This window comes from Mycobacterium syngnathidarum, from assembly GCF_001942625.1.
Taxonomy (GTDB): Bacteria; Actinomycetota; Actinomycetes; order Mycobacteriales; family Mycobacteriaceae; genus Mycobacterium; species Mycobacterium syngnathidarum.
On the sequence record NZ_MLCL01000032.1, the window covers coordinates 103,411 to 116,445 of the forward strand.

Sequence of the window (13,035 nt, forward strand, 5' to 3'; positions counted from 1 at the left end):
ACCAACATGACAGTCACAACCTCGCCCAGGATTCCCGCCGCCGAACGCATCGCGGTGCGTTGCGTCGACTCCGATGTGCACCCGGTGCCCCGTCGGGGGGTGCTGGGGCAGTACATCCCGGAACCATGGCGCAGCAGATACTTCGGCAGTCACGACGTCGGGGAGTTGATCTACTACGACGCGCCGGATTACGCCCACGCCTACGCCATGCGCACCGATACTTTCCCCACCGACGGCGAGTTCGCCGGCAGCGATCCTGATCTGGCCTTCCGGCAACTGATCATGGAGGCCGGCGCCGACATCGCGGTCCTGGAGCCCGCGGCGTACTCGGCCCACATTCCCGAGGCCAACCACGCGATGAACTGTGCACTGAACGACTGGCAGGCCAATCACTGGCTGGACAGTCACAACAACTGGCATGAGCGGTGGCGCGGTTCCATCTGCCTGGCCGTTGAAGCACCGGAACTCGGGGCACAGGAGGTCGAACGGTGGGCCGGCCATCCCTTCATGGCACAGATTCTGATCAAGGCCGAGCCGCGCCCGTCATGGGGTGATCCGAAGTACGACCCGATCTGGGCCGCGGCCACCAAGCACGACATCACGGTGAGCTGTCACCTGTCCCGGGGTGAATACGACGAGCTGCCATTGCCGCCGGTCGGCTTGCCCAGCTACAACCACGATTTCATGGTCACGTACTCGCTGTTGGCGGCCAATCAGGTGATGAGCCTGATCTTCGACGGGGTCTTCGACCGGTTTCCGACACTGCGCATTGTGTTCGTCGAGCACGCCTTCACCTGGATCCTGCCGCTGATGTGGCGCATGGACGCCATCTACGAAGCCCGCAAGTCCTGGATGGACATCAAGCGCAAACCATCCGAGTACGTCAAGGACCACATCAAGTTCACCACCCAGCCGCTGGACTATCCCGAGGACAAGACCGAACTGTCGCGGGCCTTCGAGTGGATGGAGTGCGACAAGATCCTGCTGTTCTCGTCGGATTACCCGCACTGGACCTTTGACGATCCCCGTTGGCTGGTCAAGCATCTGCCCGAGCATGCCCGCGAGAATGTGATGTTCCGCAACGGGATTCAGACCTACAAGCTGCCCGAGACGGTTCCTGTGCTCGAAGGGCAGGTCCGGGTTTTCTAGGGCACTCAGGCGAACTGAGCCGCTACCGGGGGCAGGTCGAGCGTCGATCGTATGCCCGGACGCGCGGCACATACCGCGGCGACGACGTTCACCGCACGGTTGGCGGTGTATCCCGGTGTGGTCTCGGCCATCCGTTCCAGGGGTATCGGCATCCGCAGGGTCACCTCCAGCGGGGCGTCGCCGGCCACTGACACATGCCAGCCGGTTTCCCGAACCTCTCAGGCCGGCTCGAGGTCGGCGGCGCAGTACCAGGTGGCGCGGAAGGTGAGCAGCTCCTGCCCGTCACGCATTCCGGCGACGGTGATACGTTGTGCGGCAACGGTTCCAGCTTTGAGGGTGCCCGCGGCGATGTGAACTTCCTGTGGGGTGGCGGCCAATTCGCCACGGGCGGTCACCTGCTGCAGCGGCAGCCCGACCGCGTCGGCCAGCAGGAGCAGTGAGGGCCCGAAACTGGCCGCCAGATAGTCGGCGCGGAACTGGTCGAACGGTGCCAGGTCACGGCCGAACCCCATGACGTCGAACAACAACTCGGGGGAGTGGCGCTTGGACAGGTCGGCGTTTTCCTCGATGACGAGGCCATCGAGTCGTCGTTGGGTCGAGGTGAGAACCAGCGGGAGCGCCTCGGAGATGAAGCCGGGACTGCTGCCGGTGCTGTGTACCGACGCACCTCCGGCCCGGCAGGCGGTTTCCACCCGGTCCCGTAGCTGCGGGTCCATGCTCGCGGGGTGATGGAACTGACCGCAGGTTGCCACCACGTTGATGCCCGACTCCAGCAGTCGGCACACATCGTCGACGTCGAAAGTGCGCGGCATGTAGAGCACGCAGTCCGGAGACAGTGCCAGCACGTCCTCGATGCGGCCGGTGGCCCGCACACCGATCGGTGTCACGCCGCACAACTCACCAGCGTCGCGCCCGATCTTGTCCGCGCCGTAGACATGAACCCCGGCCAGGGTCATCGCGGGATGGTTGATGACCTCTCGCAGGGCCTTGAGACCGATGTTCCCGGTGGCCCACTGCACCACCTTCAGGTCAGCGCTCATCGGGCGGGGTGCAGACTCACGGGCACACCGGAATAGCGCACCATGCCGGTCACCAAGTCGACGTCGTCCCTGTCGGTCAGTTCGTTCACATTTGCCTCCACATGGCCATGCGGCACCGAGACTGCGCCGCGTCGGATCCCTGGGTCGAGTTTCGCCCGTCCGGTCATCTCACCGTGGGCGTTACGCACCGTCACGGCCGCGCCGTCGGCGACGCCGGCGGCGGCCCCGTCATCGGGGTTGATCAGCACATCGGCGGCATCGCCGAGAAAGTCCAACTGCGCGTTGAGCCGTCGCATCTGCCGACGCGGGATCAGAACCAGTGCGGCCGTATCTTTCAGGTCCGCCAACCGGTCGACGAGAATCTGCGGCGCCACTCGCCATCCGCCCATGCGCTCGATGTGCCGTTCCACCCAGGGCGCGGGCAGTTCGTGGCCGGCATCCATCCAGCCGGTCGCAGTCAGCTCTTCGAAGTCGCAGCGGGCCGCTGCCGTCAGCCCGGCGAGCACTGTGTCGTCGGGCTGACGGGGATCGGCGATCTCGTGGCCGAGTCGTCGCCCGAGTTCGGCCAGAAACCACCACATCGATCGGCGGTCACCGACGGCGGGCACCACAGCCGGCGTGTGCTGGGCGGACACCCGCGAACTGAGCGCATCCCAGATCGTGATGTCCGGGCGTTCCAGCTGATCCTTGGTCGGCAACACGTGGGTCGACATCGCCACCGTTTCGTTGGCGATGATCTCGGTGGTGGCCAGCACCTCGAGCTTGGCCAGCGCCGGTCTGAGCGCCGTGCTGTTCGGGAACGAGGTGAGCAGGCTGCCGCCGAGGTTGATCAGCGCGCGGATGTTTCCCGCCTCGATCTCGTCGGGCAATGTTGCACAGGGCCATTCGTTCATGAACGACTGCGTCTCGGGCCGGCTGCGCGGGCCCGGGCCGAACGATCCGTCCGCCGCAGAGATGGGCAGTTCGAACGTCTCGAGCTGATAGGAGAAGCCGGGATGGAACCAGAATCCGCCGGGCCGGTTCATCGAGCCGGTCAGGATCATCAGGACCCAGGCGAGCCATTGGGTGACGTTGGCCTTGTCCGCGGTCATGGTGACCCCGGTGCCCGTTTCGATAGCGATCCTTCGTGAAGCCAGCACCGCGTCCCGGAAACCCCGCAGCTGCTCGGGCGCGAGGTCGGACAATTCGGCGGTGCGCTCGAGCGTGAACGGTTCGACGGCAGCGGTCAACCGATCGCAGTCTTGCACCGGCACATCGGGATCGACTCCGCGCAACAGGATTTCGCGCACCAGATAGGCCAGCACCGCATGGTCGGTGCCGGGGCGCGGCGCCAGGTGGCCGGTTGCCAGCCGTGCGGTCTCGGTGCGGCGTGGATCGATGACCCACACCTGGCCGCGGTCGGCGATCCCGCGGACCGTGCCGGTCGGATTGGGTACGGCGATGGCATGGCCGTGCGAGATCACCGGATTCGTGCCGATGAAGACCATGAAGTCGACGTTGTCATAGTCGGGCCGGCCGGACAGGCCGACGAATCCGCCCACCAGATCCGAGATCAGCGGCTTGGCGGTGCCGTCGATCGTCAAGGGGCTGAACCTGGCCGGGGTGCCGATGGCCGCATGTAACGCTTCTGCCACTCGGGTGCCGGTGGCGTCCATGCCCACGCCCGTTCCGAAGAAGATGCCCACCGACGCGGGCCCGTGTCGGTCGATGATGCCTTTGAGGCGGGTCCCGAGATCGTCGAGACACCTTGTCCAGGAGGTGTCCTGCAGTCTGCCGTCGATGCGCAACTGCGGCCGCTCGATTCGGTCGGGATGGTGGTGCATCTGCGGTAACGCGCGGCCTTTCGGGCAGGCATAGCCCTTCGACAACGGGTGGTCCCGATCGCCGCGAACCCGGGTCACGGTGTCGCCCTCGACCTCGACGAGGATCCCGCAAACCGAGGTGCAGATGCGGCAGAAGCTCTTGACGGTCCGCACCGCGCCGCGCGTGGTGGTCGCCGACGGGCCGGGTCCTGTGGTCCAGGTCACCGAACGGAATGTAGTCAGTGGCAACAATGCTGTCAATGGCAACATTCTTGCTAGGGTGCGTGGCATGTCGACCGGGCGCTACCACCACGGCGATCTCAGGGCGGCCTTGCTTGCGCAGGCCGGCCAGACGCTGCGCGTGTCCGGTGTCGACGGTCTGTCGCTGCGCGAACTGGCGCGCGCGGTCGGGGTCAGCCACGGTGCACCCCGCAGGCACTTCGACGACAAGGCGGCACTGCTGGAGGCGCTTGTCGCCGACGGGTTTCATCGGCTGCACCGGGCGCTGGAAGACGCGGTACAGCCCGGTCATTCGGTGGGCGCCGGGCTGGAAAAGATTGCCACCACCTACATTCGATTCGCCACCGACAATCCGGCGCTGCTCGAACTGATGGCGAGCAGTCGCTACCTCGCCGAGGCTCCCGATGCCCTGACCGAGGCGCGTGATGCCGCGTTCGCCCCGGTGCGAACGCTTGTCGAGCGGGGGCAGGGCGCCGGGGAACTGGCGGCCGGCGACGTGCGTCGGGTGGGCACTTTGATATTTGCCACCGTGCACGGGCTGGCCACCATGGCCACCAATCGGATGATCGACCCACTCGACCACGACCTGATCGTCGACGCGGTCAACTCGCTGCTCACCGGACTGGGTTCGGTGCAGTGGCGGGCCGATCGGCGGGCTACCGAACCCTAGGGCAACTTGATCGCCGACACGTACATGTCGACGATCGGGCGGTACAGGTCGACGTCGTCGAGTTCGCTGCCCAGCACCACCGAGTCGCTGGTGGCGATGAGGACCTGAGCGAACGTGGGCGCCGGAATCCGCAACGTTGCGCCCCAGCGTTCCATCCCGGTGGCGATGAACTTGCCCAGTGCCTCGACGACTTCGGCGCGCTTGGTGGTCACTCGTTCCCGCGCATCGGGGTTGCGGAGTAGATAGAGCGTGAACTCGTGCCCCAACGCGGCATGTTCGGCACCGCGGTCCCGGCTGAGTTGGCGCCAGCGCTTGGCGATTTCGTCCAGCTCCGCTTCGCCGATCTGCGTCGCGCTCGACATCACCTCAGAGAAGTTCTCGAAATAGCGCCGCCAGTAGCGGTCGCTGACGGCCAGGAACAGGTCTTCCTTGGTGGTGAAGTGCTTGTAGATGGCGCCCTTCGTGTAGCCGGCGGCACGGGCGATGTCATCGAGAGTGGCTGGCGCAAAGCCTTTTTCGGCGAACACCTCCTCGGCGGCATCGAGCAGCACCGAGCGGGTGTGCTCGAGTCTGCGTTCCCGGGTCCAGCGTTCCGCCATGGCAGAAGTCTGCCACAGATTCTGAGTGACCTATTGGAATCTCAGATACCCGTGAGTATATTTGCACGGGTTGGGCGGCTCGCACCGCCGACTGCCTCCACGATCGTCAAGGGGAAACCGATCATGAGTGATCTGTCCAAGAAGTCCGTCGTCACCGAACCGGTCAGCGGGATCGCTGACCTAGAAAAGCCAGGTCCGTCGTCATCGAACGCGTTCAAGATCTGGGCGACCGTCGGCACCGTCTTCCTGGCATACACGCTGTACGTGTTCATCCGCTGGGTTACCGGACCGTACTTCGAGCCGGTGTCGGGCGGCCCGACCGAGCCGCCGCTGTACATGAAGATCCCGCTGATCGCCAACGCCGTCGTGCTCTGGGTGGGTCTGCCAGTTGCCCTGTGGTTCTTCATTATTCGCCCGTGGGTTCGCGAACGTCGGATCACCCTCGACGGCATGCTGTTGGTGTCGATGGGCCTGATGATGTTCCAGGATCCGATGCTCAACTACTACAGCACCTGGTGCACGTACAACGCGTGGCTGTTCAACCAGGGCTCATGGGCGCCGCACATCCCGGGCTGGGTGGCCCACGAGGAACCCGGGCATACCGTGCCCGAGCCGCTGCTGACCAACGTCCCCGGTTATGCCTACGGTGTGCTGCTGCTGACGATCGTCGGATGCGCCATCATGCGCAAGATCAAGAACCGGTGGCCCGGTATCAGCACCCTGCGCCTCATCCTGGTCACCTACGGCATCGCGATTGTCTTCGATTTCGTGATGGAAGCCCTGGTCATGCTGCCGATCGGGTTCTACTCCTACCCCGGCGCCATCCAATCGCTGTCGTTCAATGCCGGCACCTACTACCAGTGGCCGATCTACGAGGGATTCATGTGGGGCGGTGTCCAGGCGGCGCTGTGCTGCCTGCGCTTCTTCACCGATGATCGCGGTCGCACGGTCGTCGAACGCGGAATCGACCAGATCCGTGGGGGTTTCGTCAAGCAACAGTTCATCCGTTTCCTGGCGATCTTCGGCGGGGTCAGCGCATGCTTCTTCCTGTTCTACAACGTCCCGGCGACCTGGCTCGGCATGCACGGCGATGCGTGGCCCGAGGATGTACAGAAGCGCTCCTACTTCAACCCCGGCATCTGTGGCGAGGGCACCGACCGGCCATGCCCCAACCCAGAGCTGCCGTTGCCGACGAACCGTTCGGGCTACATCAACCACGAGGGTCAACTGGTGCTCCCGGAAGGGGCGACGATCCCGCCCGCCGTGCCGATCGTTCAGGGCGAAACGCGATGACTGTCAGTAAGTTTCGTCCGGTCACCGCACCGGAGTCCCCGCCGCCGTTCTACCGTCCCTCCGGGAAGGAGGTCGAAACCTTCCGGGCGGCCGCCCGCCGTGGCGCGCCGGTGCTGCTCAAGGGCCCTACCGGATGTGGCAAAACGCGCTTCGTCGAGGCGATGGCCCACGATCTCGGCCGTGAGCTCATCACCGTCGCCGGTCACGAGGACATGACGTCGGCGGATCTGGTGGGCCGCTTCCTGCTCAAGGGCGGTGAAACCGTCTGGGTAGACGGGCCGTTGACCAGAGCGGTGCGCGACGGCGCCATCTGCTATCTCGACGAGATCGTGGAGGCGCGTCAGGACACCACGGTGGTCATCCATCCGCTCGCCGACCACCGGCGCGAATTACCGATCGACCGTCTCGGCACCACCTTGCCCGCGGCCCCGGGATTTCAGCTGGTGATCTCCTACAACCCCGGTTACCAGAGCATCCTCAAGAGCCTCAAAGATTCGACCCGGCAACGCTTCGTCGCGATCAGCCTCGACTTCCCGGCTGCCGAGATCGAGACCGAGATCGTGGCGGCGGAGGCCGGGATCGACGCCTCCACCGCTGCATCGCTGGTGGTGCTGGGCAACGCCGTCCGGGATCTCGACGGCTCGGCACTGAGCGAGGTCGCCTCGACCCGCATGCTGATCCTCGCCGGCGGCCTCGTCGCCGAAGGACTGAGCTTGCGCGACGCCGTTCAGTCCGCCGTCGTGGAGGTGCTCTCCGACGATCCCGATGTGATTCGGGGCCTCGGCGAACTCGCCGACGCGGTCCTGCCCCCACCGTGAGCACCGGCCCGCAGCCGCACCACTTCCGTTTTCTGGCCGGATATCTCGCGGGGCGACCCGTCGATGTTGCGGTGGCCCGCGCAGGCGAGCCCGCCTACACCGACGGGCGGGTCGTCTTCGTGTCGGCAGGCGCACATCCCGACAAGCAGCGCCGCGAAGTGCTGGTCCAGAGCGCGCTTCTCGGAGCCGGAAGCCTCGACGGCCGGTACGTCAAGCGCCTGCGGGCCCGGCCTTCGCCGGCCGGCCGCTACCTGATGCTCGAAGGGCACCGGGTCTTGACCGAACTCGGTTCGACGATTCCCTTGGCGGCGGCGGTCTGCCCCGGCACAGTTCCGCAATCGGACAGTTCCGAGCAGTCGTTGCAGATCGCCCTGGGCAAGTCCAAGCTCGACCCACCACCGGATTGGTTCGGAACGATCAAACCGGGCACCCTGATCCGCACCCGCGCCGAATCAGGCTCGCAGGCCACTGCTTCCGACCTCCGGATGAACTTCGAGCAGACGTCGGAGCTGGATGACGACGACGGCGACGACGGGCCGGCAGAGAAGAGCTGGATCCTCAAACTGTTCGAGGTTCCCATCGGAACGCAGGCGCCCGCGAAATTCCTGCGCACGCTGTTCGGTAGCGCCCGTTCCTCCGGAAGCGAGGGGGCGGGCGGCGAACTGGGAGTCGCCTCGATCCGGCGGACGTCACGTGTCGGCATGAATGCTCGTCCGGTTCCGACCCCGATTCACTTCACCGGCGCCGAGAAGCCGGGTGCGGCAATCGCGGTGGGTGGTGCCAGGTACCCGGAATGGGACGTTTTCGGTGACCGGTATCGGGAGAACTGGTGCCGCGTAATCGATTTCCCCGTCACGGCAGCGGTGGATGTTTCAGCTGCCGGTGTGACGCGCGACGTCGTACTGCGACGCAGACTGGCTCGAGTGGGCCTCGGTCCCAAAGTGTTGCGTGCCCGCGCCGACGGCGACGACGTGGACACAGAGGCCTTGATCGACCTGTTCGTCGACCTCCGGTCAGGGTATTCACCGCCCGAGCATGTGTACACCAAGCGCCGCAAGCTTGCCCGCAACCTCGGTGTGCTCGTCCTCGTCGACGCTTCAGGATCGGCGACCGACGCCGACGGAGAGGGCCTTGCCGTACACGATCACCAGCGCCGCGCGGCCGCCACGCTCGCCATGACACTCGAAGAGCTCGGCGACCGCGTCGCGATCTACGGGTTTCGTTCCCAGGGCCGGCACGCCGTGCACCTACCTGCCGTCAAGACCTTCGGGCAACGATTCGGTGCCGGCGCGCGGGCCCGGCTGAGCCGGCTGCAGCCGTTCGGCTACACGCGGCTCGGGGCAGGAATCCGGGGCGCCGGCGAGATCCTCAAAAGCCAAGCGGGAACGCCTCATCGGTTGCTGGTCGTGCTCTCCGACGGCTACCCATATGACGACGGCTACGAGGGTCGCTACGCGCAGGCGGACGCTGCCAAGGCACTCGAGGAATTACGTGCGGACGGGGTGGCCTGCCTGTGTCTGTCCATCGGGGCGACAGGCGACGCCGATTCGCTCGATCGGGTGTTCGGCGCCGCCAGCCATGCCAGCGCCGCGACGCTGGGCGAGCTGAGCCCGCGGATGGATGAGTTGTTCATGTCGGCCCTGCGAGAGCTGGCTGCACCCAGGCGGCGGTGAAGAATCCCGGATCAGCGGATGTCCGCGGTGTTCTGGGCTCTGACCCGGGCCCAGTTCAGGAATTCGGAGACAGCATCGGCCGTGTAGTGGCCGCGCGGTGATCCGAAGATGTCGAAGGCGTGCTGGGCATGGGGGATCTCGGCGTAGATCACCGGGGAGTTCGACACCTCACGCAAAGCTTTGACGAATTCACGACCTTCACGCACCGGGATCAGTGAGTCGTTGACCCCGTGCAACACGAAGAACGGTGGAGCATCGGGGTGTACCAACGTGATCGGTGACGCGTCCTTGTACACCTGGCCATTGGTGGCCAGCGGCAGTTTGACGATCAGCCGTTCCAGGATCTCGACGAATTCCTTGCGTCCGGCCCCGGTGGTGCTGAACCAGTCATAGCGCCCGTAGACGGGCACTGCGGCCGCCACCGAGGTATCGGCGTCCTCGAAACCCGGCTGCCACTTGGCGTCATTGGGGGTCAGCGCCGCCAGCGCGGTCAGATGCCCGCCGGCCGATCCGCCGGTGATGCACACCGCGTCGGGATCACCGCCGTACTCGGCGATGTTGGCCTTCACCCAGGCCAGCGCCTGCTTGACGTCGATGATGTGGTTGGGCCACGGGTGGCGCGGGCTGATCCGGTAGCCGATCGACACACAGATCCACCCCTGCTCGGCCAGGTGGCTCATCAGTGGATACGACTGAGGCCGGCGCATACCGATCATCCAGGCTCCGCCAGGCACCTGCAGCAGAACCGGCGCCTTGCCGTCGCGGGGGAGGTCCGGGCGCATCCAGATGTCGGCGAGGTTGGCCCGATGCGGGCCGTAGTGCACGGTTTTGCGGACGTAGCGACGCCGGCTCATCGACGTGGAGTACACCTCGCCGCGGCGCAGGGGACGCAGTGCCGACGGGTACTCGTCGGCGAGAGCCTCGCGTACCGGGTCTTCGAAGTAGGGCCGCGATTGCACATTGCGACGGTGCACCAGTACCAGCAGCGCCCAGGAAATCACTTTGAGCAGCAGGGAGATTCGGCCGCTCGTAGAGCGATAGTCACCACGAACGGCGCGGCGCAGCGCGTCGAGGGCCGAACCGGTGATCAACAGTGGCGCGTTTTCCGAGGTCGGCCAGCCGAAAACGAAGGCCAGCACGGTGCTGTAGCCCCGGCGTCCGATCGGTTTCACTGCGTTGGCAGCATTGAGCAGCTCAGCACCGGCAAGGAGCAGCCGGCTTCTTGGTCGACGATGGCGGTCAGCCATTCACCTTCTCCTGGAGTTGGCGACGGTCGATCTTGCCGGTGCTGTTGCGCGGCAACTCATCGAGCACGGTGATCTCCCGCGGCACTTTGTAATTGGCGAGGTTCTCCCGAACGTGCGCCTTGAGCACGTCGGGGGTGGTTGTGCCGGCGAGCACCACGAACGCGGCGAGACGCTGCCCGTACTGCGCGTCGTCGACGCCGATCACGGCGGCTTCCGCGACATCGGGATGGCCGGCCAACACCTTCTCCACCTCGATCGGGTATACGTTCTCACCGCCGGAGACGATCATCTCGTCGTCCCGGCCCACCACGAACAACCGCCCGGCCTCGTCCAGGTAGCCCACATCTCCCGAGGACATGAAGCCCTCGTGGAAGTCCTTGTTGCTGCCCGAGGTGTAGCCGTCGAACTGGGTCGAGTTGCGCACGTAGATGGTGCCCACCTCGGTGGTGGGCACCTGGCGGAACTCGCTGTCGAGGATGCGAATCTCGGTGCCCTCGGCGGGTTTCCCCGCGGTGTCGGGCGCGGCGCGCAGATCGGCCGGGGTCGCCGTGGCGATCATGCCGGCCTCGGTGGCGTTGTAATTGTTGTAGATGATGTCGCCGAAGCGATCCATGAAGGCGGTGACGACGTCGGGTCGCATGCGCGATCCGGAGGCCGCGGCGAACCGCAACGTGCGCCCGTCGTAGCGGTCCAGCACGTTCTCGGGCAGTTCCATGATCCGGTCGAACATCACCGGCACCACGCACAGTCCTTTGGCCCGGTGGCGGTCCACGAGCTCGAGCGTGGCCTCGGGGTCGAACTTGCGCCGGGTGACGATGGTGCACGCCATGGACGCCGCGAAGGCCAGCTGGGAGAAGCCCCAGGCGTGGAACATCGGCGCCACGATCACCACCCGCTCCTCCGTGTGCCACGGGGTGCGGTCCAGGATCGACTTCAGCACCTCGGGGCCACCGCCGGAATGCTTGGCGCCCTTGGGGGTTCCGGTGGTGCCCGAGGTCAGCAAGATGACTTTGCTCTTCTCACCGCCCCGGTGTGGCTCCTGGCCGCGGTGCTGCTCGACGAGCTTGGCCACGGTGACATCGTGGATGTTGGTGTCGGTCCAGGCCACGATCCGCGCGGCGTCGGGCCGGTCCGCGAGTGCCTGATCGAGAGTGCCGCTGAACTCTTCGTCGTAGATGACCGCACTGGTCTTGCCGTCGGTTTCACGTACCAAGACCTCGGCCAGCGCCGGTGCCGCGAACGAGGTGTTGAGCAGCAGCACATCGGCGCCGATGCGGTTCGCGGCGATCAGCGACAGCACGAAGCCGCGGTGGTTGCGGGCCATGATGCCGAGCACTTTCGGCGTGCCACCGGGCAGCGTCTGCAGGCCGGCGGCCAGCGCGTCGGCCTGCTGGTCCACCTGTTGCCAGGTCAGTGTGCCGAGTTCATCGACCAGGCCGGGCCGGTTCGGGCAGCGCTGCGCGGAGGCCGCGAAACCCGAAGTGACGCTCATGTTCTCGCGCGCCATGGCGGTGGCGATGCGCAGGTACTTGTCCGGGCGCATCGCTGTGATGATCCCGGCCCGGCGCATGGTGGTGACCAGGCCGACGGTGTCGTTGACGCGGTCCAGTGGTCCGGTCAGGAGATCGAGCGGATTCACCGGTGCTCAGCCGATCACCGGGAAGCGGCGTTCTTCGGCCAGCTCGTCCAGGGCGCGTTGCATGACACGGCGGACGTGCGCGTCGACCTCGTCGATATCCGGGTTCTCGCCGAACTCGGCGAGGATGTCGATCGGCTCGAGCGTCTTCATCACGATCTTGGCCGGCAACGGCACGTTGAGCGGCAGCACCGCCGACAGGCCGAACGGGAATCCGAATGACACCGGCACGATCTTGGTGCGGGCCAGCCGCGCGATCGGACCGAGCGCCTTGGCCACGCCGGTGCCGCGGGACAGGAACAGGTGCGTCTCCTGGCCGCCGATCCCGACCATCGGCACGATCGGCACGCCGGCGTTGATGGCCGCCTTCACATACCCGGTGCGTCCGGCGAAGTCGATCTTGTTGGCCGACAAAGTCGGCCGGTACACGTCGTAGTCGCCACCCGGGAACACCACGACCACACCGCCCGAGCGCAGCGCCTCGTCGGCGTTCTCGTGGCTGGCCCGGATGAAGCCGGTCTTCTTGAAGAACGCCGCTGTCGGCCCAACCATGAGCATGTCGTGGCTGAGGGTGTACACCGGGCGCGTGTAGCCGAACTTCTCGTAGAAGCCGGTCGCGAACACCGGGATGTCCAGCGGGAACAAGCCGCCAGAGTGGTTCGACACCACCAGAGCGCCGCCGTTGGGAAAGCTGTCCAGCCCGCGTACTTCGGCGCGGTGATAACCCTTGATCAGCGGCCGTAAGAAGCCCATGACCTTCTCGGTCAGGCCCGGATCCCACTTGGTGATTTCGGACGGGTCGATGTCGGTCGCAGCCACAGGGTCCCCCTGATGTGAATTGGAACGTGTTCTAGTTTTGCTAGTGTAC

At 65.9% G+C, this 13,035-nt stretch carries 12 protein-coding genes; 5 read left to right on the top strand and 7 right to left on the bottom strand.

The window, feature by feature from the left end:
* The first annotated feature begins 6 nt into the window (after nt 1-6).
* Entirely contained in the window at nt 7-1,149 is a 1,143-nt protein-coding gene (locus tag BKG60_RS10285; RefSeq protein WP_070185806.1) for an amidohydrolase family protein, read from the top strand.
* Between the two features lie 5 nt (nt 1,150-1,154).
* On the opposite strand, the gene BKG60_RS32430 is transcribed toward BKG60_RS10285, so the two are convergent.
* Genes BKG60_RS32430 through BKG60_RS10295 form a run of 3 tightly spaced genes read right to left on the bottom strand, consistent with a single transcriptional unit; the run spans nt 1,155 to nt 4,216 of the window.
* On the bottom strand, nt 1,155-1,337 hold the full coding sequence (locus BKG60_RS32430) for a hypothetical protein (RefSeq protein WP_239251675.1): 183 nt from the start codon (nt 1,335-1,337) through the stop codon (nt 1,155-1,157).
* Nucleotides 1,338-1,367: 30 nt separating this feature from the next.
* Nucleotides 1,368-2,189, bottom strand: coding sequence for an NAD(P)H-dependent amine dehydrogenase family protein (locus BKG60_RS10290; RefSeq protein ID WP_239251673.1), 822 nt, complete (start codon nt 2,187-2,189; stop codon nt 1,368-1,370).
* Nucleotides 2,186-4,216 (bottom strand): molybdopterin-containing oxidoreductase family protein, encoded by a 2,031-nt coding sequence (locus BKG60_RS10295; RefSeq protein WP_239251671.1) that lies wholly within the window; start codon nt 4,214-4,216, stop codon nt 2,186-2,188. The genes BKG60_RS10290 and BKG60_RS10295 overlap by 4 nt, the downstream gene beginning before the upstream one ends.
* Before the next feature lie 64 nt (nt 4,217-4,280).
* Between BKG60_RS10295 and BKG60_RS10300 the strand changes: the two genes are divergently transcribed.
* Nucleotides 4,281-4,901: a TetR/AcrR family transcriptional regulator gene (locus BKG60_RS10300; RefSeq protein ID WP_070945437.1), complete on the top strand. Its 621-nt coding sequence runs from the start codon at nt 4,281-4,283 to the stop codon at nt 4,899-4,901.
* On the opposite strand, the gene BKG60_RS10305 is transcribed toward BKG60_RS10300, so the two are convergent.
* Complete coding sequence (locus BKG60_RS10305; protein WP_070945436.1) at nt 4,898-5,500, bottom strand: TetR/AcrR family transcriptional regulator; 603 nt, start codon at nt 5,498-5,500, stop codon at nt 4,898-4,900. The genes BKG60_RS10300 and BKG60_RS10305 overlap by 4 nt on opposite strands.
* A 123-nt stretch (nt 5,501-5,623) precedes the next feature.
* On the opposite strand from BKG60_RS10305, the gene BKG60_RS10310 reads away from it, so the two are divergent.
* Genes BKG60_RS10310 through BKG60_RS10320 form a run of 3 tightly spaced genes read left to right on the top strand, consistent with a single transcriptional unit; the run spans nt 5,624 to nt 9,284 of the window.
* Nucleotides 5,624-6,793, top strand: a complete 1,170-nt coding sequence (locus BKG60_RS10310; protein ID WP_070945435.1) for a spirocyclase AveC family protein — start codon at nt 5,624-5,626, stop codon at nt 6,791-6,793.
* Complete coding sequence (locus BKG60_RS10315; protein ID WP_070945434.1) at nt 6,790-7,611, top strand: CbbQ/NirQ/NorQ/GpvN family protein; 822 nt, start codon at nt 6,790-6,792, stop codon at nt 7,609-7,611. The genes BKG60_RS10310 and BKG60_RS10315 overlap by 4 nt, the downstream gene beginning before the upstream one ends.
* Nucleotides 7,608-9,284, top strand: coding sequence for a nitric oxide reductase activation protein NorD (locus BKG60_RS10320; protein WP_070945433.1), 1,677 nt, complete (start codon nt 7,608-7,610; stop codon nt 9,282-9,284). Before BKG60_RS10315 ends, BKG60_RS10320 begins: the two co-directional genes overlap by 4 nt.
* Before the next feature lie 11 nt (nt 9,285-9,295).
* Here the strand turns inward: BKG60_RS10320 and BKG60_RS10325 are convergent, their stop codons facing one another.
* Genes BKG60_RS10325 through BKG60_RS10335 form a run of 3 tightly spaced genes read right to left on the bottom strand, consistent with a single transcriptional unit; the run spans nt 9,296 to nt 12,986 of the window.
* Nucleotides 9,296-10,531, bottom strand: coding sequence for an alpha/beta hydrolase (locus tag BKG60_RS10325; protein ID WP_070945432.1), 1,236 nt, complete (start codon nt 10,529-10,531; stop codon nt 9,296-9,298).
* Entirely contained in the window at nt 10,524-12,170 is a 1,647-nt protein-coding gene (fadD12, locus tag BKG60_RS10330; protein WP_075909626.1) for an acyl-CoA ligase FadD12, read from the bottom strand. Before fadD12 ends, BKG60_RS10325 begins: the two co-directional genes overlap by 8 nt.
* A gap of 6 nt (nt 12,171-12,176) precedes the next feature.
* A complete protein-coding gene (locus BKG60_RS10335; protein WP_070945431.1) occupies nt 12,177-12,986 on the bottom strand; it encodes a 1-acyl-sn-glycerol-3-phosphate acyltransferase in 810 nt (269 codons plus the stop codon).
* Nucleotides 12,987-13,035: the final 49 nt, after the last annotated feature.

Bases quoted from the DNA above. Each gene is read 5' to 3' on its own strand.
- BKG60_RS10305 (WP_070945436.1), bottom strand. From the start codon at position 5,500: ATGGCGGAACGCTGGACCCGGGAACGCAGACTCGAGCACACCCGCTCG.
- BKG60_RS10290 (WP_239251673.1), bottom strand. From the start codon at position 2,189: ATGAGCGCTGACCTGAAGGTGGTGCAGTGGGCCACCGGGAACATCGGT.
- BKG60_RS10315 (WP_070945434.1), top strand. From the start codon at position 6,790: ATGACTGTCAGTAAGTTTCGTCCGGTCACCGCACCGGAGTCCCCGCCG.
- BKG60_RS10310 (WP_070945435.1), top strand. From the start codon at position 5,624: ATGAGTGATCTGTCCAAGAAGTCCGTCGTCACCGAACCGGTCAGCGGG.
- BKG60_RS10300 (WP_070945437.1), top strand. From the start codon at position 4,281: ATGTCGACCGGGCGCTACCACCACGGCGATCTCAGGGCGGCCTTGCTT.
- BKG60_RS10285 (WP_070185806.1), top strand. From the start codon at position 7: ATGACAGTCACAACCTCGCCCAGGATTCCCGCCGCCGAACGCATCGCG.
- BKG60_RS10325 (WP_070945432.1), bottom strand. From the start codon at position 10,531: ATGGCTGACCGCCATCGTCGACCAAGAAGCCGGCTGCTCCTTGCCGGT.